This window comes from Pseudomonas sp. TMW22090 (genome assembly GCF_022496665.1).
GTDB classification, from domain to species: Bacteria; Pseudomonadota; Gammaproteobacteria; order Pseudomonadales; family Pseudomonadaceae; genus Aquipseudomonas; species Aquipseudomonas gregormendelii.
Genome location: NZ_SCFH01000003.1, coordinates 299,615 through 325,557 on the forward strand (window position 1 = coordinate 299,615; position 25,943 = coordinate 325,557).

The 25,943-nt window shown below is 59.2% G+C and carries 22 protein-coding genes and 1 pseudogene; 5 read left to right on the forward strand and 18 right to left on the reverse strand.

Annotated elements, in window-relative coordinates; translation table 11 throughout:
- Positions 1-89 precede the first annotated feature (89 nt).
- Complete coding sequence (locus EQV97_RS10625) at positions 90-671, forward strand: DUF6436 domain-containing protein (protein ID WP_045059761.1); 582 nt, start codon at positions 90-92, stop codon at positions 669-671.
- Positions 672-784: 113 nt separating this feature from the next.
- Entirely contained in the window at positions 785-3,190 is a 2,406-nt protein-coding gene (locus tag EQV97_RS10630; protein WP_240888921.1) for a penicillin acylase family protein, read from the forward strand.
- Between the two features lie 144 nt (positions 3,191-3,334).
- Here the strand turns inward: EQV97_RS10630 and EQV97_RS10635 are convergent, their stop codons facing one another.
- A complete protein-coding gene (locus tag EQV97_RS10635; protein WP_122841283.1) occupies positions 3,335-4,300 on the reverse strand; it encodes a DJ-1/PfpI family protein in 966 nt (321 codons plus the stop codon).
- 282 nt (positions 4,301-4,582) lie between these two features.
- Here EQV97_RS10635 and EQV97_RS10640 point away from each other — a divergent pair, with 282 nt between their 5' ends.
- Entirely contained in the window at positions 4,583-5,224 is a 642-nt protein-coding gene (locus EQV97_RS10640) for an HD domain-containing protein (protein ID WP_122841282.1), read from the forward strand.
- A 183-nt stretch (positions 5,225-5,407) separates the two neighbouring features.
- On the opposite strand, the gene EQV97_RS10645 is transcribed toward EQV97_RS10640, so the two are convergent.
- The 8 genes and pseudogenes from EQV97_RS10645 to EQV97_RS10680 all read right to left on the reverse strand — a co-directional run.
- The gene (locus EQV97_RS10645) at positions 5,408-6,298 is read right to left on the reverse strand and encodes an ABC transporter permease subunit (protein ID WP_122841087.1); all 891 of its coding nucleotides are present in this window, start codon (positions 6,296-6,298) and stop codon (positions 5,408-5,410) included.
- Positions 6,295-7,215: an ABC transporter permease subunit gene (locus EQV97_RS10650; RefSeq protein ID WP_122841086.1), complete on the reverse strand. Its 921-nt coding sequence runs from the start codon at positions 7,213-7,215 to the stop codon at positions 6,295-6,297. Before EQV97_RS10650 ends, EQV97_RS10645 begins: the two co-directional genes overlap by 4 nt.
- Positions 7,212-8,354 (reverse strand): polyamine ABC transporter ATP-binding protein, encoded by a 1,143-nt coding sequence (gene potA, locus EQV97_RS10655; protein ID WP_045059756.1) that lies wholly within the window; start codon positions 8,352-8,354, stop codon positions 7,212-7,214. The genes EQV97_RS10650 and potA overlap by 4 nt, the downstream gene beginning before the upstream one ends.
- Positions 8,355-8,421: 67 nt before the next feature.
- Entirely contained in the window at positions 8,422-9,519 is a 1,098-nt protein-coding gene (locus tag EQV97_RS10660; protein ID WP_122841085.1) for a polyamine ABC transporter substrate-binding protein, read from the reverse strand.
- Between the two features lie 236 nt (positions 9,520-9,755).
- Positions 9,756-10,853, reverse strand: coding sequence for a polyamine ABC transporter substrate-binding protein (locus EQV97_RS10665; protein ID WP_122841084.1), 1,098 nt, complete (start codon positions 10,851-10,853; stop codon positions 9,756-9,758).
- 182 nt (positions 10,854-11,035) lie between these two features.
- On the reverse strand, positions 11,036-12,400 hold the full coding sequence (locus EQV97_RS10670; protein ID WP_045059753.1) for an aspartate aminotransferase family protein: 1,365 nt from the start codon (positions 12,398-12,400) through the stop codon (positions 11,036-11,038).
- 58 nt (positions 12,401-12,458) lie between these two features.
- The gene (locus EQV97_RS10675) at positions 12,459-13,817 is read right to left on the reverse strand and encodes a glutamine synthetase family protein (RefSeq protein WP_045059752.1); all 1,359 of its coding nucleotides are present in this window, start codon (positions 13,815-13,817) and stop codon (positions 12,459-12,461) included.
- Between the two features lie 78 nt (positions 13,818-13,895).
- Positions 13,896-14,145, reverse strand: a pseudogene (locus tag EQV97_RS10680) (gamma-glutamyl-gamma-aminobutyrate hydrolase family protein); the annotation flags it as partial.
- 278 nt (positions 14,146-14,423) lie between these two features.
- Here EQV97_RS10680 and EQV97_RS10685 point away from each other — a divergent pair.
- Positions 14,424-15,800, forward strand: a complete 1,377-nt coding sequence (locus tag EQV97_RS10685) for a glutamine synthetase family protein (RefSeq protein ID WP_122841083.1) — start codon at positions 14,424-14,426, stop codon at positions 15,798-15,800.
- A 223-nt stretch (positions 15,801-16,023) separates the two neighbouring features.
- On the forward strand, positions 16,024-16,662 hold the full coding sequence (locus EQV97_RS10690) for a TetR/AcrR family transcriptional regulator (protein ID WP_122841081.1): 639 nt from the start codon (positions 16,024-16,026) through the stop codon (positions 16,660-16,662).
- A 201-nt stretch (positions 16,663-16,863) separates the two neighbouring features.
- Here the strand turns inward: EQV97_RS10690 and EQV97_RS10695 are convergent, their stop codons facing one another.
- The 9 genes from EQV97_RS10695 to EQV97_RS10735 form a co-directional block, all read right to left on the reverse strand.
- On the reverse strand, positions 16,864-17,079 hold the full coding sequence (locus EQV97_RS10695) for a TOBE domain-containing protein (RefSeq protein ID WP_003229256.1): 216 nt from the start codon (positions 17,077-17,079) through the stop codon (positions 16,864-16,866).
- Between the two features lie 30 nt (positions 17,080-17,109).
- A complete protein-coding gene (ssuB, locus tag EQV97_RS10700; protein WP_240888922.1) occupies positions 17,110-17,916 on the reverse strand; it encodes an aliphatic sulfonates ABC transporter ATP-binding protein in 807 nt (268 codons plus the stop codon).
- Positions 17,913-18,695 carry an aliphatic sulfonate ABC transporter permease SsuC gene (gene ssuC, locus EQV97_RS10705; protein WP_045059748.1) on the reverse strand — a complete coding sequence of 261 codons (783 nt, stop codon included), beginning with the start codon at positions 18,693-18,695 and terminating at the stop codon, positions 17,913-17,915. Before ssuC ends, ssuB begins: the two co-directional genes overlap by 4 nt.
- An 8-nt stretch (positions 18,696-18,703) precedes the next feature.
- The gene (gene ssuD, locus EQV97_RS10710; RefSeq protein ID WP_122841078.1) at positions 18,704-19,852 is read right to left on the reverse strand and encodes an FMNH2-dependent alkanesulfonate monooxygenase; all 1,149 of its coding nucleotides are present in this window, start codon (positions 19,850-19,852) and stop codon (positions 18,704-18,706) included.
- A gap of 25 nt (positions 19,853-19,877) precedes the next feature.
- The gene (locus EQV97_RS10715; RefSeq protein WP_225568863.1) at positions 19,878-20,843 is read right to left on the reverse strand and encodes a sulfonate ABC transporter substrate-binding protein; all 966 of its coding nucleotides are present in this window, start codon (positions 20,841-20,843) and stop codon (positions 19,878-19,880) included.
- A gap of 101 nt (positions 20,844-20,944) precedes the next feature.
- The gene (gene ssuE / locus EQV97_RS10720; RefSeq protein WP_201146803.1) at positions 20,945-21,538 is read right to left on the reverse strand and encodes an NADPH-dependent FMN reductase; all 594 of its coding nucleotides are present in this window, start codon (positions 21,536-21,538) and stop codon (positions 20,945-20,947) included.
- A 281-nt stretch (positions 21,539-21,819) separates the two neighbouring features.
- Complete coding sequence (locus tag EQV97_RS10725; protein WP_122841074.1) at positions 21,820-22,458, reverse strand: peroxiredoxin; 639 nt, start codon at positions 22,456-22,458, stop codon at positions 21,820-21,822.
- 183 nt (positions 22,459-22,641) lie between these two features.
- A complete protein-coding gene (locus tag EQV97_RS10730) occupies positions 22,642-23,985 on the reverse strand; it encodes an OprD family porin (RefSeq protein ID WP_240888923.1) in 1,344 nt (447 codons plus the stop codon).
- A gap of 368 nt (positions 23,986-24,353) precedes the next feature.
- The gene (locus EQV97_RS10735) at positions 24,354-25,682 is read right to left on the reverse strand and encodes an OprD family porin (RefSeq protein WP_240888924.1); all 1,329 of its coding nucleotides are present in this window, start codon (positions 25,680-25,682) and stop codon (positions 24,354-24,356) included.
- Positions 25,683-25,943 lie beyond the last annotated feature (261 nt).

Below are 25,943 nucleotides of genomic sequence, written 5' to 3' on the forward strand. Positions count from 1 at the left end.
CCAGCGAGTGAAACGGACTTTATCGGCCTGCGATATTCATCTGTCCCGGCAAGCATGGCAAGCTAACCGACCTCCAAGGAAAGCATTCCATGCGCCCGGCCTACCGCACCACACTGCTCGCCAGCCTGCTCACCCTCGTGTGCGCCGTCGTACTGTGGGCGGCATACGACTGGTTTCAAGGTCGCTACCTGCGCGCATTCAGCGAACATACGGCAGTATTCTCCGGCGACCCCTTGCGTCTGCCGGACGACCTTGCAGGCCCCGGGGCCATTCGCCTGGTGCACTTCTGGGACCCTGCGTGCCCCTGCAATGTCGGCAACCAGCAGCATCTCAGTGAGCTGGTCGAGCGTTATGTTCCACAGGGCATCGAGTTCTACTCGGTGCAAAAACCCGGTAGCCACGGTCAGTTACCGAGCACCCTGGGCGGGCTGAAAAACATCAACGTGTTGCCTGGCTCCGAGCAGATCCCCGCCAGCCCCGCCGTGGCGATATGGGATCGAACCGGCAAACTGGCCTATTTTGGCCCCTACAGCGAAGGCCTGACGTGCAATTCCAGTAACAGCTTCATCGAACCGATCCTGCAGGCGCTGAACGAAGGGCGTGAGGTGAGCGCCACTCACACACTGGCGGTGGGGTGTTACTGCCCCTGGCCTGTGGCGGCAACGAAGTAGGGAAGATCCGGCAATACGAATCCCTCCTAAGGGCGATGGGCCGTCGCGGCAGGTCGTGTTAAACAGTGTCGCCAGGGAATTGCTGTCACTCATAACAAGAACAAGGAATCACCATGAAACGCCTCCTGACCGTTCTCGTCCTGCTGGTTGTGCTGCTCGCCGCCGGCGCTGGCTGGTACGTCTATAGCAAACAGCCGACGCGCACGGGCATGGTTGAACTGCAACACCTGCAGGGTCCGGTCACGGTGCGCTACGACGAACGCGGCGTCCCGCATATCCGCGCCGAAAACGAACCCGACCTGTACCGCGCGCTGGGCTATGTGCACGCCCAGGACCGGCTGTTCCAGATGGAAGTCCTGCGTCGCCTCGCCCGAGGTGAACTGGCCGAAGTGCTGGGGCCCAAACTGCTCGATACCGACAAGCTGATGCGTAGCCTGCGCATCCGGGAGCGCGCTGAGACCTACTTCGCCAGCCTGGATCAACAGTCGCCGGCGTTTATCGCCATGCAGGCGTATCTGGACGGCATCAATCAGTACCAGGACAGCCATGCGCGACCGGTGGAGTTCGACGTGCTGGGCATCCCCAAGCGCCCGTTTACCGCACAGGACACCATCAGCATCGCCGGCTACATGGCCTACAGTTTCGCCGCAGCGTTTCGTACCGAGCCCCTGCTGACCTACGTGCGTGATCAACTCGGCGCGAACTACCTCAATGTGTTCGATCTCGACTGGCAGCCCAAAGGCGTGCTGGCCAGTCAGCAGGGTGGCGCTGCCAGGCCCCTTGCCAGTGTCGACTGGAAGGACCTCAACGCCCTCGCCCGCCTGAGTGAACAGGCCCTGGCGGAGCACGGCCTGCCGCAGTTCGAAGGCAGCAACGCCTGGGTCGTCGCCGGCAGCCGCACCAAGAGCGGCAAGCCGCTGCTGGCGGGTGACCCGCACATTCGCTTCTCGGCGCCGTCGGTATGGTATGAGGCGCAGCTCTCGGCACCCGGCTTTGACCTTTACGGTCACTATCAGGCGCTGATGCCGTTTGCGTCACTCGGCCTGAATCACGATTTCGGCTGGAGCATCACCATGTTCCAGAACGATGACCTGGACCTGATCGCGGAGAAGGTCAATCCGGACAATCCCAACCAGGTCTGGTATCGCGGCAAGTGGGTGGACATGACCTCCAGCGAGCAGCAGATCGCGGTTAAGGGTCAGGCCCCAGTGACCCTGGTACTGCGCCAGTCGCCCCATGGGCCGATCGTCAACGATGCGCTGGGCGCGAACGTGGGCAAGACCCCGATCGCCATGTGGTGGGGCTTCCTCGAAAGCCCCAATCCGATTCTCGAAGGCTTCTACCAGCTCAACCGCGCCGACACCCTGGCCAAGGCGCGCAGTGCCGCAGCCAAGGTCCAGGCGCCCGGCCTGAACATCGTCTGGGCCAATGCCAAGGGCGACATCGGCTGGTGGGCGGCAGCGCAGCTACCCAAGCGTCCCGCAGGGGTGCGGGGTGGCTTTATTCTCGATGGCAGCACTGCCGAGGCGGAGAAGGACGGCTTCTACCCGTTCAGCGCCAACCCTCAGGAAGAAAATCCGTCGCGGGGCTACATCGTGTCGGCCAACTTCCAGCCGGTATCGCCAACCGGCATGGACATCCCCGGGTACTACAACCTGGCGGATCGTGGCCAGCAGCTCAATCGCCAGCTCGGCGACAAAGCGGTCATGTGGGACCTGGAAGCCAGCCAGAAGCTGCAACTGGGCACCACCACCGGCTACGGGCCACGCTTGCTCGCCCCGTTGTTGCCGGTATTACGCGAAGTGGTGAGCGATCCTGCCGAACTGCGGCTGGTGGAGCAACTGGCCCGGTGGCAAGGTGATTACCCGCTGGACTCCACCAGTGCCACGCTGTTCAACCAGTTCCTGTTCAACCTGACTGACGCAACCATGCATGACGAGCTGGGCGATGGGTTTTTCGAAACCCTGCTGTCGACCCGGGTGATCGATGCCGCACTGCCGCGCCTGGCCGCCAGCGCGGATTCACCGTGGTGGGACAACCGCGACACCCTCGTCAGGGAAACCCGCGCCGACACGGTCAAGGTGGCATGGCAAGCGAGCCTGGCACACCTTCGGAACACGCTTGGCGCAGACTTCGCGCAGTGGCAGTGGGGCAAGGCGCATACCCTGACCCATGGTCATCCGGTAGGGCAGCAAAAACCGCTGGACCAGGTCTTCAACGTCGGGCCCTTCGCAGCGCCGGGCACTCATGAAGTCCCCAACAACCTGTCGGCGAAGATCGGCCCGGCGCCCTGGCCTGTCACCTATGGCCCGTCGACCCGGCGCCTGATCGACTTCGCCGACCCGGCCCACAGCCTGACCGTCAACCCGGTCGGTCAGAGCGGCGTGCCCTTTAACAGCCACTATGACGACCAGGCCGAGGCGTATATCGAAGGGGTTTATTTCCAGGCTTACCTCAATGAGGAGGAAGTGGCGGCGAATACGCGCAGTACTTTGAAGTTGGTGCCAGTGGCTCAGTAGATTTGTGTTGGCTAGGCTGACGCCTTCGCGGGCAAGCCCGCTCCCACAGGATTTGCGCCGTACACATAATTCGTAATCGGCGCGACCATTGTGGGAGCGGGCTTGCCCGCGATGGGGCGCGCATGGACACCCCAGACCTCTGCCTCACACCACCACCGCAAAATTCAGCCTGAACTGCTGGGGCGTCACCCCCAGCCGCCGGTTGAACACACTGCGCATGTGCTGTGCATCGCGAAAACCACACTGATACGCCACTGTCTTCAGTGGTGCACGGGTGCTCTCCAGCAACACCCGCGCCGCATCCAACCTCGCTCTTTCGACGAACTCCGCCGGGGTGATCTTCGCTTCCCGGGCGAACACCCGGGAAAAATTACGGGTGCTCATGTTTGCGGCGTTGGCCAGGTCGGCGATGGTCAGGTCCCCGGTGAGGTTGGCCAGCACATGGAGCTGCACCAGCGCCACCGCCGAGGTCGGTTCGGCATGGGGCGTGAGGAATGGACTGAACTGCGACTGCCCGCCCGAGCGCTGGGTGAACACCACCAGGCGCTTCGCCACGCTCAAGGCGACTTCCGGGCCGTGATCCTGGGCCAGCAGGAACAGCGACAGATCAATCCCTGCAGTCACTCCCGCCGAGGTGTACAGCGCGCCATCCTGCACGTACAGCCGGTCGGCTTCGACACGCGTACCAGGACATAAAGCGGCCAGCGCCGCCGCATCGCCCCAGTGGGTGGTCACCGTTTTGCCTTCCAGCAGCCCGGCTCGGGCAAGCATGAATGCGCCATTGCAGATCGAGCCGAACCGTTGCGCCCGAGCGCTGGCGTCGCGCAGCCAGGCATCAAAAGTCGCGCCGAAATTCATGTACGGCAACTGCGGGCCGCCGGCCACCAGAAGCAGGTCATAGTCCTCCAGCGCTTCGCAGTAATGCCGATGGGCATTGACTGCCAAACCGTTGGAACAGGCCATCACCCCATGCTCGACACCAATGACTTCCAGGCGATAGTGGTCGGCCCGTGCCAGGAAACGATTGGCCTCGGAAAACACATCCATGGGCCCGGTGACGTCCAGGGACTGAACGCCGGCAAAGACCACGATGGCAACGGTTTTACTCATGACAGACTTGCCCCCATTCAATGCCCCCTGCAGGAGTGAGCTTGCTCGCAATGGACTCAATGGCGCCATTTCGTCCAGGCAGCCCTCTTCATCGTTCACCTCCATCGCGAGCAAGCTCGCGCCTACAGGAACTTAGCCAATCGCGGCGTAACAAGCGAGGCTGGCGCGATATGCATGTTCATTGGCAAGGATCGCAGCCATGGCTTGATTGTCCGCTGTGTGGTGCAGGAACAGACTTGTTCCATCAGCGCCACCAAGGCGTTCCCCACGAGGAAAGCACCCATGAGCAGCCACATCGCCGGCATCCAGATCCCCGACAGCGCCCTGGCCAGGGCCACCACCGAATACATTCGCGACGTCGAGTCAGACCTGCTTTATCACCACTCTCGCCGGGTGTTCCTGTTCGGCGCTCTTAGCGGCGAACGCCAGCAGTTGGCCTACGACCCGGAACTCCTCTACGTCGGCGCGATGTTTCATGACCTGGGCCTGGTGGAAAGCCACCGCTCTGCCGATGAGCGTTTCGAGGTCGACAGCGCGAACGCCGCCAAAGCCTTCCTCAAGCCCTATGGCTTAAGCGATGACGACATCGAACAGGTGTGGTTATCGATTGCCTTGCACACCACGCCGGGAGTGCCGCAACACCTTCGCCCCAACGTGGCCCTGGTAACAGCCGGGGTCGAGATGGATGTACTGGGCATCGATTACGCGGCGTTTTCCACCGTGCAGCGCGAGGCGGTGGTGCATGCGCATCCACGGGGTGAAGGGTTCAAGGAGTGCATCCTGTGTGCCTTTGCCAACGGCTTCAAGGACAAGCCAGGCACCACCTTCGGCACGGTGAATGCGGATGTGCTGGTGGACAGTGAGCCAGGTTTCAAGCCGATGAACTTCGTTGAGATCATCCGCAAGTCCCCGTGGATTTCCTGACCGCTGAAAAACCTGTGGAAGACTTCATGCTGCGGGGCTGCCGCACCTGGACTCCGCACCCAGCGAAAAGCCCTTGCCGGCGTGAGCCTGCTCGCGATTGCGGACTGACATTCAACATCTTCGTTGAACGTTAAACCTTCATCGCGAGCAGGCTCGCTCCCACAGGTGTTCGAGCCTACAGACTCAAACGGCTTCCGGTGCCTGCGCGCGACGTACGTCCGGTTGCTTCCATGAGTCGGCAGCGCTTTCCTCAATGGCCTGCTGGATCGCTTTCTTGCGCGACTCTTCCGCACGACGGCTGAAGAACCACACCAGGAAGGTCACCAGCGACACCGCCAGCAGAATCAAACTGGCCACGGCGTTGATCTCAGGCTTCACGCCCAGGCGCACGGCCGAGAACACTTCCATCGGCAAGGTCGTAGACCCCGGCCCGGAAACGAAACTCGCCAACACCAGGTCATCCAGGGACAACGCGAAGGACATCATGCCCCCCGCTGCCAGCGATGGCGCGATCATCGGGATGGTGATCAGGAAGAACACCTTCCACGGCCGTGCGCCAAGGTCCATGGCGGCCTCTTCGATGGACAGGTCCAGCTCACGCAGGCGCGCCGACACCACCACCGCCACATACGCCGCACAGAACGTCGTGTGAGCGATCCAGATGGTGACGATGCCACGCTCCTGGGGCCAGCCGATCATCTGTGCCATTGCCACGAACAGCAGCAACAACGACAGACCGGTAATCACCTCGGGCATCACCAGCGGCGCGGTGACAAGGCCACCGAACAACGTGCGCCCCTTGAAGTGGGTGATCCGGGTCAACACGAAGGCCGCCAGTGTACCCAGCGCTACCGCCGCTACCGCCGTGTAGCAGGCGATCTCCAGCGAGCGCAGCACCGAGCCCATCAGTTGGCTGTTGTCCATCAGGCCGACGTACCACTTGATCGACCAGCCGCCCCATACCGTCACCAGTTTCGAGGCGTTGAACGAGTAGATCACCAGGATCAGCATCGGCGCGTAGATGAACAGCAGTCCCACTACCAGCATGAAACTCGAGAAACGGAAGCGCTTCATTCCTTGCCCTCCATCTCTTTGGCCTGGCTACGGTTGAACAGGATGATCGGCACGATCAGGATCGCCAGCATCACCACCGCCAGGGCAGACGCCACCGGCCAGTCACGGTTGTTGAAGAATTCCTGCCACAGCACTTTACCGATCATCAGGGTTTCCGGACCGCCGAGCAGTTCCGGGATGACGAACTCACCCACGACCGGAATGAACACCAGCATGCAGCCAGCGACGATGCCGTTCTTGGACAATGGAATGGTGATTTTCCAGAAGCTGTTGAACGTGCTTGAGCCCAGGTCGGAGGCCGCCTCCAGCAGGCTGTTGTCATGCTTCACCAGGTTGGCGTAAAGCGGCAGGATCATGAACGGCAGGTAGGAATAAACCACGCCGATATACACCGCCAGGTTGGTGTTGAGAATCTGCAGCGGTTCGTTGATCCAGCCCATGGTCATCAGGAAGCCGTTGAGCAGGCCGTTGTTACTGAGGATGCCCATCCACGCATACACGCGGATCAGGATCGCGGTCCAGGTCGGCATCATGATCAGCAGCACCAGCACCGTCTGCATCTCTTTGCGGGCACTGGCGATGGCGTAGGCCATCGGATAGCCGATCAGCAGGCAGAGGACAGTGCTGATCAGCGCCATCTTCAACGAGCCAAGATACGCGGCGATGTACAGCTCGTCGTCGCCCAGCATCGCGTAGTTGCCCAGGTTCAACAGCACCTGGAGCTTCTGGTCGATGAAGCTGTAGATCTCGGTGTACGGCGGAATGGCCACGTCGGCTTCGGCGAAGCTGATCTTCAATACGATGAAGAACGGCAACATGAAGAACAGGAACAGCCAGATGAACGGAACCCCGATGACCAGCTGGCGGCCACCGGGAATTATTCGATTGAGGCGGCGTTTGAATTTGCGCATGTTCATGAGCGAAGTACCACGCCGCTATCGTCTTCCCACCATACATAGACCTGGTCGCCCCAGGTCGGACGCTGGCCACGACGTTCGGCGTTGGCCACGAATGACTGCACCAGCTTGCCGCTTGGCAGCTCGACGTAGAACACCGAGTGGCCGCCCAGGTAGGCGATGTCGTGGACCTTGCCGCTGGACCAGTTGTATTCGCACGTCGGCATGTCGGCGGTAACCAGCAGTTTTTCCGGACGGATCGCGTAGGTGACCGACTTGTCCTGCACCGAGGTGCTGATGCCGTGGCCCACGTAGATTTTGCGGTCCAGGTCCTTGCAGGTAATGATCGCGTGGCCTTCGGCGTCGTCGATGACTTCGCCTTCGAAGATGTTCACGTTACCGATGAATTCACAGACCAGGCGGCTGGTCGGAGTTTCGTAGATGTCGATCGGGCTGCCGATCTGGGCGATCCAGCCCAGGTGCATGATCGCGATGCGCTCGGCCATGGTCATGGCCTCTTCCTGGTCGTGGGTCACCATGACGCAGGTTACACCGACTCGTTCGATGATCTCGACCAGCTCCAGCTGCATCTGCGAGCGCAGTTTCTTGTCCAGTGCGCCCATTGGCTCATCGAGCAGCAACAGCTTCGGCCGCTTGGCCAGGGAGCGCGCCAGGGCCACACGCTGACGCTGGCCGCCAGACAGTTGATGCGGCTTGCGCTTGGCGTACTGGCTCATCTGCACCAGCTTGAGCATTTCGGCTACGCGGGCGTCGACTTCGGCCGCGGGAATCTTGTCCTGCTTGAGGCCGAAGGCAATGTTCTGTGCCACGGTCATGTGCGGGAACAAGGCGTAGGACTGGAACATCATGTTGATCGGCCGCTCGTACGGCGGCATATCGGTGATGTCCACACCGTCGAGGAAAATGCGCCCCTCCGTAGGCCGTTCGAAGCCCGCAAGCATGCGCAGCAACGTGGACTTGCCCGATCCCGAACCGCCGAGCAGGGCGAAAATCTCGCCTTTCTTGATTTCCAGGGACACATCGTCCACGGCAATCGTCTCGTCGAACTTCTTCGTGACCCGGTCGATTTTGACCAGCACCTGTTTAGGTGTCTGGTCGCCCTCGAGGGCTTTCTTGTAGGCGCCGGAGGCAACTGCCATTTACGAAACTCCCAAAAAAACAGAGTGCAGTTCGCTCAAGGTGAGCCAACCTTGGATAGTTTTGAAGCTATTTACCCGACTTGACCTTGGTCCAGCTGCGGGTCATCAAACGTTGAATGTTGGGTGGCAGCTCGATGGACACGTAGGTCTTGTCGAGGACTGCCTGCGGTGGATAAACCGCTTCGTCGGTGCGAATGGACTGCTCCATCAGTTTGTCCGACCCAGGGTTAGGGTTGGCGTAGCCGACGTAATCACTGACCTGGGCGATGACCTCAGGTTTCAGCAAATAGTTAATGAAGGCGTGGGCTTCCTTGACGTTGCTCGAGTCCTTTGGAATCGCCAGCATGTCAAACCACAGCGCGCCACCTTCCTTGGGAATCGAGTAGGCGATGTTCACGCCCTTCTTCGCTTCTTCAGCGCGGTTTTTCGCCTGGAACATGTCGCCGGAGAAACCGATAGCCACGCAGATGTCGCCGTTGGCCAGGTCCGAGATGTATTTGGAGGAGTGGAAGTAAGTCACGTAAGGCCGCACCGCCAGCAACTTGGCCTCAGCCTTCTTGTAGTCCTGCGGGTTGGTACTGTTGGCATCCAGGCCCATGTAGTTGAGCACTGTCGGCATCATTTCGTCAGCCGAATCGAGGAAGGCGACACCACAGCTGTGAAGCTTCTTGATGTTCTCCGGCTCGAACAGCACGGCCCAGGAATCGATCTTGTCGACACCCAGTACCGCCTTGACCTTATCGACGTTGTAACCGATGCCGTTAGTGCCCCACAGGTACGGCACGGCATAAAGGTTCCCGGGATCGTTCTGCTCCAGGCGCTTGAGCAGCACTGGGTCGAGGTTCGAATAGTTGGGCAGCTTCGACTTGTCGAGTTTCTGGAATGCGCCCGCCTTGATCTGTTTGCCCAGGAAGTGGTTGGACGGCACGACGACGTCGTAACCGGTGCGCCCGGCCAGCAACTTGCCTTCCAGGGTTTCGTTGGAGTCGAAGACGTCATACACCGGCTTGATGCCGGTTTCTTTCTGGAAGTCTTCCAGGGTGGTCTGACCGATGTAGTCCGACCAGTTATAAATATGCACCGTACCGGCAGCCTGGGCACCGAAAGCAACTGTCAGTCCGGCAGCCATCAACAGGGCATTGCGAAACAAAGAAGAAATAGGCAAGTGGAGGTCCTCTGAAATTAGTTGGGCCCAAGTTGCCCCGCGCTGCATGACAGCCCTCGACTGCCCGACAACAAACCGGCGCGCAACTTACCCTCGAAAAACCGTTCCAGCAAAACTTTTATGCATATAGCCCTGTAGGAGCTCGCTCGCGATGGTCGCCAACGATAACCAGGGAGGCCTGACACCCAACGGTGCTCCAGCGTTCTTCGCGAGCGAGCTCGCTCCTACAGGTTTATTTATTTACCCGATTTGATCTTGGTCCAGCTGCGGGTCAGGATTCGCTGGGTAGCGGCCGGCAAGTCGGCAATCGCGTACAGCTTGGCCAGAACGTCGGCTGGTGGATAAACGCCCGGGTCGCTGGTGATGTCTTTATCAACCAGCGCTGTTGCCGCTGCGTTACCGTTCGGGAAGCGCACGGCGTTGGTGATCTCCGCCATGATTTCCGGCTTCATCAGGAAGGTCATGAACTTGTAGGCACCTTCAACGTTTTCGGCATCTTTAGGGATGGCGACCATGTCGTAGAAGCTGCCAGCACCTTCTTTGGGAATGTTGTAGCTGACCTTCACCTTGTCACCGGCTTCAGCCGCACGGGACTTGGCCTGGTAGATGTCGCCCGAGTAACCGATGGCCACACAGATGTTGCCGTTGGCGAGGTCGGAGATGTACTTGGACGAATGGAAGTAGCCGATCGAAGGACGGACTTTCAGGAACAGTGCTTCAGCTTCAGCCAGTTGTTTCTTGTCCTGGCTGTCGGTCGGATAGCCCAGGTAGTGCAGCGCCACCGGAATCATCTCGGTTGGCGAATCGAGGACACTGATGCCGCATGATTTCAGCTTGGCAGCATTTTCAGGCTTGAAGATCAGGTCCCAGGAATTGGTTGGTGCATCGGCACCCAGTGCTGCCTTGACCTTTTCGTCGTTGAAGCCGATACCGATCGAACCCCACATGTACGGGAATGCATGTTCGTTACCCGGATCGCTCACCGATACCGCTTTGAGCAGGTCGGTATTGAGGTTTTTCCACAACGGCAGTTTGGACTTGTCGAGTTTCTGGTAAACGCCAGCCTTGATCTGCTTGGCCAGGAAGTTGTTCGACGGCACGACGATGTCGTAGCCGGACTTGCCTGCCAGCAACTTCGCCTCCAGCGTTTCGTTGCTGTCGAATACGTCGTAGACCACCTTGATGCCCGACTCGGCTTCGAACTTCTTGACGGTGTCCGGTGCGATGTAATCAGACCAGTTGTATACGTGCAGAACCTTGTCGTCCGCTTGAACTGCGCCTGCCATCATGCCCATCAGGGACATGGCCAGGAGGGTCTTGCCAGCTATCTTCATACCTAATGCCTTCATGGGTAATGCTCCAATTTTTCTTTTTAACCACGTGCTCAGCGGCCTTTGCCGGGCATCTGAAACAACCGGTAGTCTGGCAAGATCCGAGGCAGCCTTTCAAGGAAAGACCCATCCTTTGTTTGCCCTGAGCGAAATGCAAACCTTGCACCCCGCTCAGAGCCTAGCACTTAGGCTTGCAGCGCACTCAGTGTCAGGTCCAGGCACTTGCGAGCCTTGGTCACCAGCTCATCGATTTCCGCCTTGGTGATCACCAGTGGCGGAGCAATGATCATGGTGTCGCCAACGGCGCGCATGATCAGGCCGTTGTCGAAGCAGAAGGTGCGGCAAATCATGCCGACGCCTTTACCTTCGTAACGCTTGCGAGTGGCCTTGTCCTGGACCAGTTCGATGGCCCCCAGCAGCCCTACCCCACGTACTTCGCCCACCAGTGGGTGATCGTTCAGTTCCCGCAGGCGACTTTGCAAATACGGTGCCGTTTCTGCGTGGACGTGCTCGATGATTTTTTCATCACGGATGATGCGGATGTTTTCCAGCGCCACCGCAGCCGCCACCGGGTGACCGGAATAGGTGAAACCGTGGTTGAAGTCGCCGCCTTCGTTGAGCACTGCCACCACTTCGTCGCGCACGATCAGGCCACCCATAGGGATGTAGCCGGAGGTGAGGCCTTTGGCGATGGTCATCATGTCGGGCTTGAGGTCATAGAAATCGGAACCGAACCACTCGCCGGTACGACCGAAACCGCAGATCACTTCGTCCGCCACGAACAGGATGTCGTACTTGGCGAGGATTTCCTTGATGCGCGGCCAGTAGGTCTCAGGCGGAATGATCACGCCACCGGCACCCTGGATCGGCTCGGCAATAAAGGCACCGACGTTATCAACGCCGATTTCCAGAATTTTTTCTTCCAGCTGGTTGGCAGCCCACACGCCAAACTCTTCAGGCGTCATGTCGCCGCCTTCGGCGAACCAGTACGGCTGGGCAATGTGAACGATGCCTGGAATCGGCAGGTCGCCCTGTTCGTGCATGTAAGTCATGCCACCCAGGCTCGCGCCGGCCACAGTGGAACCGTGATAGCCGTTCTTGCGGCTGATGATGACTTTCTTGTTCGGCTGGCCCTTGATCGCCCAGTAGTGACGCACCATCCGCAGCATGGTGTCATTGCCTTCGGAACCGGAGCCGGTGAAGAACACGTGATTCATGCCTTCCGGCGCGATATCGGCAATGGCCTTGGCCAGTTCCAGTACGGGAGGATGAGCGGTCTGGAAGAACAGGTTGTAGTACGGCAGCTCGCGCATCTGCTTGCTGGCTGCGTCAGCCAGTTCGTCGCGACCGTAACCGATAGCCACACACCACAGGCCGGCCATGCCGTCGAGGATCTTGTTGCCTTCGCTGTCCCACAGGTAGACGCCCTTGGCGCTGGTGATGATGCGCGGGCCTTTTTCCTTCAGCTGCTTGAAGTCACTGAACGGTGCCAGGTGATGGTCGTTGCTCAGTGCTTGCCACTCACGGGTTTGCGGATTGTTACTAGTCATGCGAATTCTCCTAAGTTTGCAGTGAGGGCGCGGTTATTTCCTACCGCGCCGCAGCGCATCAGACGGCGAAGAGCAGGAATTCCCGCTCCCACGAACTGATCACGCGCTTGAAGTTTTCATGCTCGGCCCGCTTGACCGCGACATAGCCAGTGATGAATTTCTTGCCCAGGTACTTCTCGACGGTCGCGCTGTTTTCCATGCGCTCCAACGCGTCCTCGATGGTCAGTGGCAGGCGCAGGTTGCGGCGTTCATAACCACGTCCCACCACCGGCGCACTTGGGTTCAAGCCTTCGACCATGCCGATGTAACCGCAGAGCAGGCTCGCGGCGATCGCCAGGTAAGGGTTGGCATCGGCACCCGGCAGGCGGTTTTCCACTCGACGGTTCTGTGGCCCGGCATCCGGCACCCGCAGGCCCACCGTGCGGTTTTCTTCGCCCCACTCCACGTTTACCGGCGCCGAGGTATCCGGCAGGAAGCGGCGGAACGAGTTGACGTTCGGTGCGAACAGCGGCAGCAGCTCGGGGATCAGCTTCTGCAGCCCGCCGATGTGGTGCAGGAACAGCTGGCTCATGGTCCCGTCTTCATTAGAGAAGACATTCTTGCCGGTCTCGATGTCGATAATGCTCTGGTGCAAGTGCATCGCGCTGCCCGGCTCACCGGTCATGGGCTTGGCCATGAAGGTGGCGGCCACATCATGCTTGAGTGCCGCTTCGCGCATGGTGCGCTTGAAGATCAGGATCTGGTCGGCCAGGGACAGGGCATCACCGTGACGGAAGTTGATTTCCATCTGCGCCGTACCGTCTTCGTGGATCAGCGTGTCGAGGTCCAGCTCCTGCAGTTCGCACCAGTCATAGACGTCTTCAAACAGCGGGTCGAACTCGTTCGCCGCTTCGATGGAAAACGACTGACGACCGATTTCCGGACGACCGGAACGGCCAATTGGCGGTTGCAACGGGTAGTCCGGGTCGTCACTGCGCTTGGTCAGGTAAAACTCCATTTCCGGCGCCACGATCGGCTGCCAGCCTTTGTCGGCATAGAGTTTCAGCACTTTCTTGAGCACGTTGCGCGGCGACAGCTCAATCGGGTTGCCTTGCTTGTCATAGGTGTCGTGGATCACCTGGGCGGTGGGCTCCACGGACCACGGCACCAGATACACCGCGTTCTGGTCGGGACGGCAGATCATGTCGATGTCGGCCGGGTCGAGCAGTTCGTAATAGATGTCGTCTTCGACATAGTCGCCAGTCACGGTCTGTAACAGAACGCTTTCGGGCAGGCGCATGCCTTTTTCCGCAATGAATTTGTTGGTCGGCGAAATCTTGCCCCGGGTGATACCGGTCAGATCGGCGATCATGCATTCGACTTCTGTGATCTTGTGGTCTTTCAACCAATCGGTGAGCTGGTCGAGGTTGTGACTCATAAATGCCTCTTAGGCTGAGTTTCCGGACTCTGATAAGTCAGGCGTTGTTTGACGCATCGGCGTCGTGTGGTACAGATTGCCCTTGCAATTGCCGGGCACATGAATGCTCGCCTCGAAAGAAGCGTGGGGCAACAGGTGTATGGGTGAGGCGTGCACAATTACCGGCAGTCTGCGCTACGAAGTACGGGCCGCTGGAGTAAAACGGTTCTATATTGGATGCAGAGCCGGTAAAGAGAATGCCATCCAGACCGTCCAGAATATCGGACGCTGCCAGCTGATCGGTCTGCCGTGAGCAGCCGGTGACGCCGATTAACGGCAGGCGAGACATGAAACACCCCGGTATTATTGCTGTTATGGGTTTGATTCGAGCTTAGCCTTGTTCATTTTTTTACACAACACCCCCGTAAAAAATACAACACGGCCCGCTCAAGCCTGCGGCTGGCAATAAGCCCGAGGGCAAAAAAACGCCCCAAAGCGCCTCAAAAAAGCCTCACGGGCGCTTTTTTAGGGCAAAAAAGGCCTCGCTTGACTTCGGCATGCCGTTCGGGTTGACTGAAACCCGAAGAGATCAATGATTGATATTTTTAACAACAAAGGTGTTGCATCATGTCGGTACCCCCGCGTGCCGTTCAGCTTAACGAAGCGAACGCGTTCCTTAAGGAACATCCTGAGGTTCTGTACGTTGACCTTCTGATTGCGGATATGAATGGTGTGGTGCGCGGCAAGCGCATCGAACGCACCAGCCTCCACAAGGTTTACGAGAAAGGCATCAACCTGCCGGCCTCCCTCTTTGCCCTGGATATCAACGGCTCGACGGTGGAAAGCACCGGCCTGGGCCTGGACATCGGCGATGCTGACCGAATCTGTTATCCAATCCCTGACACCCTGTGCAACGAGCCTTGGCAGAAGCGCCCTACTGCGCAACTGTTGATGACCATGCACGAACTCGAAGGTGAACCCTTCTTCGCCGACCCCCGGGAAGTCCTGCGTCAGGTTGTCGCCAAGTTCGACGAAATGGGTCTGACGATCTGTGCCGCTTTCGAACTGGAGTTCTACCTGATCGACCAGGAGAACGTGAACGGTCGCCCGCAACCTCCGCGCTCGCCGATCTCCGGCAAACGCCCGCACTCGACACAGGTCTACCTGATCGACGACCTCGACGAATACGTCGACTGCCTCCAGGACATTCTGGAAGGTGCGAAGGAGCAAGGCATTCCTGCCGACGCGATCGTCAAGGAAAGTGCCCCGGCGCAGTTCGAAGTGAACCTGCACCACGTGGCCGACGCCATCAAGGCGTGTGACTACGCGGTACTGCTCAAGCGCCTGATCAAGAACATCGCCTACGACCATGAGATGGACACCACCTTCATGGCCAAGCCTTACCCGGGCCAGGCAGGAAATGGACTGCACGTCCATATCTCGATCCTTGATAAAGACGGCAAGAATATTTTTGCCAGTGAGGATCCCGAGCAGAACGCCGCACTGCGTCACGCGATCGGCGGTGTGCTCGAGACCCTACCGGCGCAGATGGCTTTCCTGTGCCCGAACGTCAACTCCTACCGTCGCTTCGGCGCACAGTTCTACGTGCCCAATGCGCCGTGCTGGGGTCTGGATAACCGGACTGTAGCGGTACGAGTACCGACCGGTTCCGCCGACGCGGTCCGCCTGGAGCACCGTGTTGCCGGCGCCGACGCCAACCCGTACCTGTTGATGGCTTCGGTCCTGGCTGGCGTGCACCACGGCCTGGTCAACAAGATCGAACCGGGCGCGCCCGTGGAAGGCAACTCCTACGAGCAGAACGAGCAGAGCCTGCCGAACAACCTGCGTGATGCACTGCGCGAGCTGGACGACAGCGAAGTGATGGCCAAGTACATCGATCCAAAATACATCGACATTTTTGTCGCGTGTAAAGAGAGCGAGCTGGAGGAGTTTGAACACTCCATCTCCGATCTTGAGTACAACTGGTACCTGCATACCGTTTAAGCGGTTGCAGTAAAACAAACGCCGTCGGCTGGTAGAGCTGACGGCGTTTTTTTATGGCCGCCTGCGGCGGATCGCTGGCAAGCCAGCTCCCACAAGTCACTTGCCGTACACAAAATGAGTGTTTCGCTGGAAATCCTTGAGAGCTGGCTTGCCAGCGATGGCGGCCGACAAGACAACACATCACCCGGCTCGTACAATGCCCCCTGCCCCGCAGGAGTCTCCAATGACGCGCACCGCCACCGTCCGCAAACCTCGCGCCCGCAGCCAGGCGCGGATCGATTCCATACTCGACGCCGCCCGTACGCTGCTGGCCGCCGAAGGAGTGGGCAGCCTGTCGATCTACAGCGTGGCCGAGCGCGCCGAAATCCCGCCGTCCTCCGTGTATCACTTTTTCGCCAGCGTACCGTCCTTGCTCGAAGCGCTGACGGCCGACGTCCACGCCGCTTTCCGGGCATGCCTGCAAGCCCCCATCGACCACAACGCCCTCAGCGGCTGGCGCGACCTGTCGCGCCTGGTGGAGCAGCGCATGCTCGACATCTACAGCGACGACGCCGCCGCCCGACAATTGATTCTTGCCCAGCACGGCCTGACCGAAGTCACCCAGGCCGACCGCCAACACGACATCGAGCTGGGCGAACTGATGCACAAGCTCTTCGATCATCACTTCGAACTGCCGAAGTTGCCGAGTGATGTCGATGTGTTTGCGCTGGCGATGGAGCTGGGGGATCGGGTGTATGCGCGTTCGGTGCAGCAGCATGGGCAGATCACGCCGCGCATGGCTGAGGAAGGGATGCGGGTGTTTGATGCGTATCTGGGGCTTTATCTGCCGCCTTATATGCCCAAGCGCGCTCACTCAATCTGACTACGGCGCAGGTCATGCTGGCCTCATCGCGGGCCAGCCCGCTCCCACAGGAATCTCCAGCGAACACAGATTTTGTAAGTGACACATCAACCTGTGGGAGCGGGCTTGCCCGCGATGGCCACACCGCTGACTCCACTGAATCACGCACACAAAAAACCCGAAGGGCTCACACCCTCCGGGGTTGTGCGCAGTGCACGCCCTTTACAACTTGGCGATCGACACCTCGGTGGATTTCACGAACGCGATCACTTCACTGCCCACCACCAGCTCAAGCTCTTTGACAGAACGAGTGGTGATGACTGAAGTGACGATGCCCGAAGCGGTCTGCACGTCGATTTCCGACAGCACGTCGCCCAGCACGATCTCCTTGATCGAGCCTTTGAACTGGTTACGAACGTTGATGGCCTTGATAGTCATGAGGTTGTTCCTGTCGTTGGATAAGGTGAGTTATTGCGCCCAACGCAACTGCGTGGGCAATGGTGAAACAGGTTCCGGTTCCGGCGGCTCGCCGGGCAGTGACAGCACGCGGTTAAGGACTTCGGTCTCCAGCGCCGCCAGCCGGTGAGAACCGCGAACCCGAGGGCGCGGTAGTTCCACGTGGAGGTCGAGGCCGACTTCACCCTCTTCGATCAGGATGACCCGATCTGCAATCGCGACCGCTTCACTGACGTCGTGGGTCACCAGCAACACCGTGAAGCCGTGCTTTTGCCAGAGGCGTTCGATCAGTTGCTGCATTTCAATTCGGGTCAGGGCATCGAGAGCGCCCAAGGGCTCGTCCAGCAACAGCAAGCGCGGTTGGTGGATCAGCGCGCGGGCCAAGGCCACGCGCTGCTTCTGCCCACCGGACAGCGCCGCAGGCCACTCATTGGCGCGGTCGGCCAGGCCAACTGACTCCAACGCGTCCAGTGCTTGTGACCGCCAGTTGCCCTTGAGCCCTAGGCCAACGTTGTCGATAACTTTTTTCCACGGCAGCAGACGCGCTTCCTGGAACATCAAGCGGGTGTCTTCCAGCGCAGCGCTCAAAGGCGCCGAACCCGCCAGCAGCTCACCGCCAGTGGGTTTGTCGAGGCCGGCGAGCAAGCGCAACAAGGTACTTTTACCGCACCCGCTGCGCCCGACCACGGCCACGAACTGCCCGGCCGGAATGTGCAGGTCGATCTCGCGCAGCACCTGCCGCGAACCAAAGGTCTTTTGCAACTTGCGCACCGCCAGTGGAATTCCGCGCAGCAAGCGTGGAGGTTGTTGAGCCGTCATGCGGCACCTCCCTTGGCAGCCTGATAGGCCGGATGCCAGCGCAGCCATACTCGTTCAAGTCCGCGCGCAGCGAGGTCGGCCAGTTTGCCGAGCACCGCGTACAACAGGATCGCCAGCACCACCACGTCGGTCTGCAGGAATTCCCGGGCATTCATTGCCAGGTAACCGATGCCGGAACTGGCAGAAATGGTTTCCGCAACGATCAGCGTCAGCCACATGAAGCCCAACGCGAAGCGCACACCGACCAGGATCGAAGGCAGTGCGCCCGGCAGGATCACCTGGCGGAACAGGCTGAAACCGGACAAACCGTAACTGCGCGCCATCTCCACCAGCGCCGGATCGACGTTGCGAATGCCGTGATAGGTGTTGAGGTAGATCGGGAACAATGTGCCCAGGGCCACCAGGAAAATCTTCGCCGACTCATCGATGCCAAACCACAGGATGACCAGAGGGATCAGCGCCAGGTGCGGTACGTTGCGCACCATCTGCACCGAACTGTCGAGCAGGCGCTCGCCCCATTTCGACAGGCCGGTGATGAAACCCAGCACCAGGCCGATGCTGCCACCGATGGTAAAGCCCAAAGCAGCACGCCAGCCGCTGATTGCCAGATGGGTCCAGATTTCACCGCTGCGCACCAGGCTCACGCCGGCTTCGATGACGGCTATCGGCGCCGGCAGAATCCGTGTCGACAACCAGCCCGCCGACACCGACAACTGCCACACCGCCAGCAACAGCACCGGCAACGCCCAGGGCGCCAGGTTGTGGATAACTTTCTTCATGGCGCGCCTCAGCTCTGCGACGCGGCTTTGGGAAGGATATCGTTGGCGACCATCTCGCCGAACGGGCTGACGTAGTTGGCACCCTGGGGCAGCTGCGGACGCTCGATATCCAGGTGCGGGAACAACAGCTCCGCAACCCGATAGGACTCTTCCAGGTGTGGATAGCCGGAGAAGATGAACGTATCGATGCCCAGGTCCGCGTATTCCTTTACGCGGGCGGCCACTGTCGGACCGTCCCCCACCAGTGCCGTGCCGGCACCACCACGCACCAGGCCGACGCCGGCCCAGAGATTGGGGCTGACTTCCAGGTTGTCGCGACTGCCACCGTGCAGCGCGGCCATGCGTTGCTGGCCAACCGAATCGAAGCGCGACAGCGACGCCTGGGCGCGGGCGATGGTTTCATCATCCACGTGGGAGATCAGCCGGTCCGCCGCTTGCCAGGCTTCAGCATTGGTTTCCCGAACGATCACGTGCAAGCGAATCCCGAACCGCACGGTACGCCCCAACTTGGCGGCCTTGGCCCGTACCTGTTCGATCTTCTCGGCAACAGCGGCCGGCGGCTCACCCCATGTCAGAACCATCTCGACCTGCTCGGCGGCAAGGTCCTGCGCCGCTTCCGACGAGCCACCGAAGTACAGCGGTGGACGCGGTTGCTGGATCGGTGGGTAGAGCAGCTTGGCGCCCTTCACGCTGATGTGCTGACCATCGTAGTCAACGGTTTCACCTTCCAGCACCCGACGCCAGATACGGGTGAATTCCACCGAAGCCTGATAGCGCTCTTCGTGGGTCAGGAACAGACCATCGCCGGCCAACTCTTCCGGATCTCCGCCGGTCACCAGGTTGAACAGCGCACGCCCGCCGGACAACCGATCCAGCGTCGCCGCCTGGCGCGCGGCCACCGTCGGGGAAATGATCCCGGGGCGCAGGGCAACCAGAAACTTCAGGCGCTGGGTTACCGGGATCAACGACGCGGCCACCAGCCACGAATCTTCGCAGGAGCGCCCGGTGGGGATCAGCACCCCGCCAAAGCCCAGGCGGTCGGCTGCTTGCGCGATCTGTTGCAGGTAACCGTGGTCGACGGCGCGAGCGCCTTCGGCGGTGCCAAGGTAATGGCCGTCGCCGTGGGTTGGCAGGAACCAGAAGATGTTGAGGCTCATGGAGTGGTCTCCTTAGGAATTCAAATTACTGTGCTTTGGCAACGGCCGCCGGTGGCGTCCAGATCACGTCCTTGATGCTCAGCGGCTTCGGAATCAGCTTGAGCTGGTAAAAGCTGTCGGCGATCTTCTGTTGCGCGGCCACCACTTCCGGGGTCAGGAATAGCGCGCCGTAGCCCTGGCGTTTCACCGAAGTCAGGGTGATGTCTGCCGGCAGGCCAAGCAGTGGCGAAACCTGTTGGGTCACGTCTTCAGGGTTGGCCTTGGACCATTCGCCGACTGCGCGCACTTGCTCCACCAAAGTCTTGATCACCTCGGGATTTTTCTGCGCGTAGGGTTTGGTCGCCAGGTAGAACTGATGGTTGTCGACGATGCCTTTGCCGTCACGCAGGGTGCGAGCCTGCAGTTGCTGTTCGGCCGCAGCCTGGTACGGGTCCCAGATGACCCAGGCGTCGACACTGCCACGCTCGAACGCGGCGCGGGCATCGGCTGGCGGCAGGAACACGGTCTGGACATCGCTGTATTTGAGGCCGGCGTCTTCCAGAGCCCGCACCAGCAGGTAGTGAACGTTGGAGCCTTTGTTCAGGGCGATTTTCTTGCCCTTGAGTTCCTGCACCGATTTGATCGGCGAGTCTTTGGGCACCAGGATCGCCTCGCTGTGAGGCGCTGGTGGTTCGTAGGCGACATAGAGCAGATCGGCACCGGCCGCCTGGGCAAACACCGGCGGGGTTTCGCCGGTAACGCCGAAGTCGATGGAGCCGACGTTCAGGCCTTCAAGCAGCTGCGGGCCACCGGGGAATTCAGTCCATTGCACGTCCACACCTTGGGCGGCGAGGCGTTTCTCCAGAGTACCCTTGGCCTTGAGCAGCACCAGGGTGCCGTACTTCTGATAACCGATTCGAAGTGTCTCGGCCTGAGCTTGAGTAATGGCGCCGAAGGTGACAGCCGCAGCAAACAGAGCGACCAGACCACGACGCAAAATGACAGTGCGCATAGCGCTCTCCTTTTTGCAGTTGGGTTTTGGCTGCACCTGCTTGGCCGTTAGCGGCTGAGTAAGGTGGAGTGAAGCAAATTCAGGGTAGATTGAGTGCGGGCTCAAATGCTCCAGCGAGCACTCAGCAAACGTTCATTCAACAGGTTCGGATCGATTGGTTTCGGCCGTCGCGCCATGGCGATAAGAAACAGCTCCAGTGACTCACCGAGTCGTTGTTCCAGCTCAGGCGCCAACTGCGCCTGGGCGCTGCCCTCGCCGTAAGCGATCTGACTGTCCACGGCGAAAATCCCGTGCAACATTTCCTGGGCTTTGAGCGCCGACAGCACCGGTTTGAGCGCGTAATCCACCGCCAGCATGTGCGCGATACTGCCGCCGGTAGCCATGGGTAAAACCACTTTGTGGTCCAACGCACGCTCGGGCAGCAGGTCCAGCACGGTTTTCAGTGCACCGGAGAACGAGGCCTTGTAAACCGGCGTAGCGATCAGCAGGCCGTCAGCGTTTTCAATCTGTTGCAGCAGGTCGATCACCTTGGGGCTATCGAAGCGTGCATGCAGCAAGTCTTCGGCCGGGAAGTCCCGTACCTGGTAACTCACCACTTCCACACCTTGCTCGCGCAACCAGCGCTGAGCGTGGTCCAGCAGCACTCCGGAACGGGAGCGTTGGCTAGGACTGCCACCGATTGAGACAACCAGCATTCAGGAATTCCTTAAGCTATTTTGGCAATTCGCAGTGTGCGATCTCGCTTTGATGGAGTGACCTTAACAGCTGATTGTTATATCCATAAATCATATTTATTCATTTGGTTATTCGATTAAGAGATATAAAGAGACTGGATGTCCAGGCGAAAAAAAAGGCCGTCGAAACGGCCTGAAATCCCCTGCTTTGTGGTGTGTTCGAAAAGATCGCAGCCTTCGGCAGCTCCTGCAGGGCCCGCCTATCCGTGTAGGAGCTGCCGGAGGCAGCGATCTTCTGATTTTCAACGATTGGGTTGCGGCGTCAGGCGCAGGTACGGCTTCACCGCGCGATAACCTTTGGGAAAACGCTTCTGGATTTCTTCCTCGTCCTTGAGCGATGGCACGATCACTACTTCATCACCGTCCTGCCAGTTGGCGGGGGTCGCCACCTTGTAGTTGTCGGTGAGTTGCAGCGAGTCGATTACCCGCAGGATTTCATGGAAGTTACGGCCAGTGCTCGCTGGGTAGGTGATGGTGAGCCGCACCTTCTTGTTCGGGTCGATGACGAACAGCGAGCGCACGGTCAGGGTGTCGTTGGCATTGGGATGAATCAGATCATACAGGTCCGACACCTTGCGATCGGCGTCAGCCAGAATCGGGAAATTGACCTGGGTGTCCTGGGTCTCGTTAATGTCTTCGATCCATTTGTGGTGCGAATCCACCGGGTCCACGGACAGGGCAATCGCCTTGACGCCCCGCTCGGCGAACTGGTCTTTCAGCTTGGCGGTAAAGCCCAGCTCGGTGGTGCATACCGGCGTGAAGTCTGCCGGGTGGGAGAACAGCACGCCCCAGCTATTGCCCAGCCATTCATGAAAACGAATGGTGCCGGCACTGGAATCCTGTTCGAAGTCGGGGGCGATGTCGCCAAGTCTGAGGCTCATGATGCTGCTCCTGGTGAGTGCTTGATGAGCTCAACTGTGCCTGCGTTTTTTATCTATTAAAAAGAATAAATATCGATTTGTTTAGAATTAAAATGCATATAAAAAGCCAGTTAAAAAACACAAAAAACCCCGCCAGGCAGGGTGCCAGGCAGGGCGTTTTTTACTTCGGTAACGCGAGCGCTATTACAACAGCGGGATCGAATAGCTGAGGATCAGGCGGTTTTCGTCCTGCGAACGGGTGTTAGGCAGGTCGGTGCGCCAGGTAGCATTTTTCCACATGAAGCCTACGTTTTTCAGCGGGCCTTCTGGTACCACGTAAGCGAGGGTGAAGTCGCGTTCCCACTCGGAGGCACCCGAGGCAGCTTGTTGGCCGTTGGTGCCCACGGTGTCGATATCGCCACCTCTGAGGTACACAGCACCAGCAGTCAGACCGGGCACGCCGACTTTAGCGAAGTCATAGGAGTAGCGTACTTGCCAGGTTTTCTCGCCAGCACGGCCGAATTTCTGGATCTGCATGTCGGTGATGGTGTAGTTCGACGAACCGTCGCCCTGGTTCAGCCAAGGGAAGTCGCTACTGCCGTTGCTGACCTGATAGCCACCGCCGAAGGTGTGCCCTGCAACGGTGTAAAGGAACAGACCGCTGTACAGGTTGTTGGAGACTTCACCGCGCCCATTACGCAAGCCTGTGTAGTTGCCCGAACTGTAGTAGTTCGAATCTGTGCCGTTTTTTCCGTCATCAGAGCTATTGAAGTAACGCAGGTCAGACTTCAATACACCAGGGCCGATTGCCCAGCTATGAACCAGACCCAGGAAGTGCTGTTTGTAGAAGTCTTCCAGGTTGCCGTAGTAGTACTGGGCAGTCAGGTCCTTGGTGATTTTGTAGTCACCGCCTGCGTAGATGAACTTGTTGCTGTCGCGCCAGGCTGTGCCACGGGTGTTCGCGCCGCCGATGCTCAGTTGTTCGTTGTTGCTGGAGTTACGACCTTTCACGGCTTCGATCTGGCCACCGACCAGGGTCAGGTCCTTGATCTCGCCAGAAGTGATCTGGCCACCCTGCCAGGTTTGTGGCAGCAGGCGACCATCGTTAGTGGCAATGACCGGGTTCTTCGGCTGCAAGGTACCCAGCTTCAATTCAGTCTGGGAGATCTTGGCCTTGGCCGTCAGGCCCAGGCTGGAGAAGTTATCGACCGCTTCACCGTTGGATTTGCTAGGGAACACGGTGCCGCCATAGGACGTGGCCGTCGCACCGTTAGTACCGCCACCGGAATCGAGGCGTACGCCCAGCAGGCCAATGGCATCGATACCGAAGCCAACAGTTCCTTGGGTGTAACCGGAGATGAAACGCAGGTCGAAGCCTTGGCCCCATTCTTCGTTTTTATTGGCGCCGGTACCGTCACGGTTATCGGTGTTGATGTAGAAGTTGCGCAGGCCCAGGGTGGCCTTGCTGTCTTCGATGAAACCGGCGGCGCCTGCCTGCTGCGCCAAAACCCCTACGGCCACAGCCAGGGCCAAAGTGGACTTGTTCATTGTTTCGCTCCTATCGTCTCTAATTTTTTTTCGGTCCAGAGTCGAATGCTCTGGATCCTGAAATGCGCGGTGACCGCAAACCACGGTTCATCGCGTGATGCGTCTACCCCGGGCGTCTGACCAAGGGGAATGGGGCCCGCATGGTAAACGGATAAAAAATAATTTCATTCTTTTAATGCCATTCAGGAATAAAGGAATGGCATTTATTCGTGTCAGGCCACCGGTATCGGCCCCAGAGGAACGCACTTTAGGGCTTCGCGTTAAAAGCTAAAAAGAATAATAAATTACATACTAAGACCCAATTTGAATATAAGAAATAATCCAAAAAAAAGCCCCGCCAGCTGGCAGGGCTTTTTCCGTGTTGGGTGTTACAGGAAGCTATAGGTGTAGTTGAAAATCACGCGGGTCTGGTCTTGCGCGGAGATGTTGGTGTCGCCGCGGTAGGTGCCGTGACGCAGGGTCGTACCGAACCCCTTGAGCGCGCCGGTTTGAATCACGTAGTCCACGCGCAGGTCGCGCTCCCACTCGGTCTGGTCTTTGCCAACGCCGTTGGTGGCCTTGATGTCCTCGCCACGCAGGTAAGCGGCCGAGGCCTTCAGGCCTGGAACGCCCAGGGATGCGAAGTCGAAGGTGTACTGACCGAATGTGGTGTTCTCGCCTGCACGCACGAAGCCGTTGATCATGGCGTCGGTGAACGAGTAGAAGCTCGAACCGCCGGCTCCTTCGTTGCGACCATTGCCGTCGACCACGTTGCCCTGGTTCAGGTAGACGAAACCACCGTCATCGCTGACACGCTGATGGCCCAGCAAGAATGCGTTCGGACCCAGGGTGTAGGTGAACATGGCGCTCCAGGTCTGGTTATCCACCTCGCCCGCATTCTTCGCATAACCGCCGTTGTTGTTGAAGCGGTAACCCGCATCACCGTTCTTGCCGTCGGAGCTGCTGTCGAAATAGCGCAGGTCAGTCTTGAACGACTGGGTGGCGCTGATCGGGTAGACGTGTACCAGGCCCAGGAAATGCTGCTTGTAGTAGTCTTCCAGATTGGCGTAGTAGTACTGCAGCATCAGGTCTTTGGTGACCTTCCAGTCAGCACCACCGTAACGGAATTTGTTGCTTTCTTCAGTGCCACCAGCGACTGCCAGACCGGTGGTGTTCGACGACGCTCGACCCGCGGCGTGCTCGAGCTGGCCGGCGTTGAACGTGACGTTGTCGATTTCCTTCGAGGTGATGGTGCCGCCTTCGAAGGTCTGTGGCAGCAGGCGGCTGTCGTTCGCGATCAGTACCGGCATGCTCGGTTGCAAGGCACCACCGAGGTGGGCTTCGGTTTTCGAGATGCGTGCCTTGACGTTACCCGCTACCCGGCTCCATGGATCGGATGCCGAGCCGTCAGTGTCACTTGGGAAGAACGAGTTGTTGTCCGGGTGATGACCGCGACCACCGTCCAGATGAATGCCGACCAGCGCCTGGGCATCAAAGCCGAAGCCGACTGTGCCTTGGGTGAAGCCCGACAGGTAATCGAACTTGAGGCCCTGAGCAGTTTCGCGCTGATCGTTGGCGGCACCTTCGCGAGTGTCGGCGTTGTAATACATGGTGCGAGAACTGACGGAAGCCTTGCTGTCTTCAATGAATCCGGCGGCGCCTGCCTGCTGCGCCATTACCCCTACGGCCACGGCCAAGGCCAAGGTGGACTTGTTCATTTTTTAAGCTCCTCTCGTTTCTAATTTTTGTATTCCTGGCCCTGGGTCAAATGCCCGGGATCCTAGGATTTGCGATTAGCGCCAGACCGTGACCTGCAAGTCAATCGTAACCGTATGTGACTACGACCATGGTCTAATCCCCGGTGAATCCAGCGTCGTCAGATAAACCCGTTTTGCATAAATCCAATACGAAGCATCCGATGTTTTTTAATAGCCTTTAGGAACTGAACGCAGCGCGCGGTCCGTTGAACGCAAGCCTAT

Bases quoted from the DNA above. Each gene is read 5' to 3' on its own strand.
- EQV97_RS10650 (WP_122841086.1), bottom strand. From the start codon at position 7,215: ATGAACATGCGCAAATTCAAACGCCGCCTCAATCGAATAATTCCCGGT.
- EQV97_RS10730 (WP_240888923.1), bottom strand. From the start codon at position 23,985: ATGAACAAGTCCACTTTGGCCCTGGCTGTGGCCGTAGGGGTTTTGGCG.
- EQV97_RS10675 (WP_045059752.1), bottom strand. From the start codon at position 13,817: ATGAGTCACAACCTCGACCAGCTCACCGATTGGTTGAAAGACCACAAG.
- EQV97_RS10635 (WP_122841283.1), bottom strand. From the start codon at position 4,300: ATGAGTAAAACCGTTGCCATCGTGGTCTTTGCCGGCGTTCAGTCCCTG.
- EQV97_RS10725 (WP_122841074.1), bottom strand. From the start codon at position 22,458: ATGAGCCTCAGACTTGGCGACATCGCCCCCGACTTCGAACAGGATTCC.
- EQV97_RS10645 (WP_122841087.1), bottom strand. From the start codon at position 6,298: ATGAAGCGCTTCCGTTTCTCGAGTTTCATGCTGGTAGTGGGACTGCTG.
- ssuC (WP_045059748.1), bottom strand. From the start codon at position 18,695: ATGAAGAAAGTTATCCACAACCTGGCGCCCTGGGCGTTGCCGGTGCTG.
- EQV97_RS10715 (WP_225568863.1), bottom strand. From the start codon at position 20,843: ATGCGCACTGTCATTTTGCGTCGTGGTCTGGTCGCTCTGTTTGCTGCG.
- EQV97_RS10695 (WP_003229256.1), bottom strand. From the start codon at position 17,079: ATGACTATCAAGGCCATCAACGTTCGTAACCAGTTCAAAGGCTCGATC.
- EQV97_RS10685 (WP_122841083.1), top strand. From the start codon at position 14,424: ATGTCGGTACCCCCGCGTGCCGTTCAGCTTAACGAAGCGAACGCGTTC.
- EQV97_RS10690 (WP_122841081.1), top strand. From the start codon at position 16,024: ATGACGCGCACCGCCACCGTCCGCAAACCTCGCGCCCGCAGCCAGGCG.
- EQV97_RS10640 (WP_122841282.1), top strand. From the start codon at position 4,583: ATGAGCAGCCACATCGCCGGCATCCAGATCCCCGACAGCGCCCTGGCC.
- ssuD (WP_122841078.1), bottom strand. From the start codon at position 19,852: ATGAGCCTCAACATCTTCTGGTTCCTGCCAACCCACGGCGACGGCCAT.
- ssuB (WP_240888922.1), bottom strand. From the start codon at position 17,916: ATGACGGCTCAACAACCTCCACGCTTGCTGCGCGGAATTCCACTGGCG.
- EQV97_RS10625 (WP_045059761.1), top strand. From the start codon at position 90: ATGCGCCCGGCCTACCGCACCACACTGCTCGCCAGCCTGCTCACCCTC.
- EQV97_RS10630 (WP_240888921.1), top strand. From the start codon at position 785: ATGAAACGCCTCCTGACCGTTCTCGTCCTGCTGGTTGTGCTGCTCGCC.
- EQV97_RS10670 (WP_045059753.1), bottom strand. From the start codon at position 12,400: ATGACTAGTAACAATCCGCAAACCCGTGAGTGGCAAGCACTGAGCAAC.
- EQV97_RS10665 (WP_122841084.1), bottom strand. From the start codon at position 10,853: ATGAAGATAGCTGGCAAGACCCTCCTGGCCATGTCCCTGATGGGCATG.
- ssuE (WP_201146803.1), bottom strand. From the start codon at position 21,538: ATGCTGGTTGTCTCAATCGGTGGCAGTCCTAGCCAACGCTCCCGTTCC.
- potA (WP_045059756.1), bottom strand. From the start codon at position 8,354: ATGGCAGTTGCCTCCGGCGCCTACAAGAAAGCCCTCGAGGGCGACCAG.
- EQV97_RS10735 (WP_240888924.1), bottom strand. From the start codon at position 25,682: ATGAACAAGTCCACCTTGGCCTTGGCCGTGGCCGTAGGGGTAATGGCG.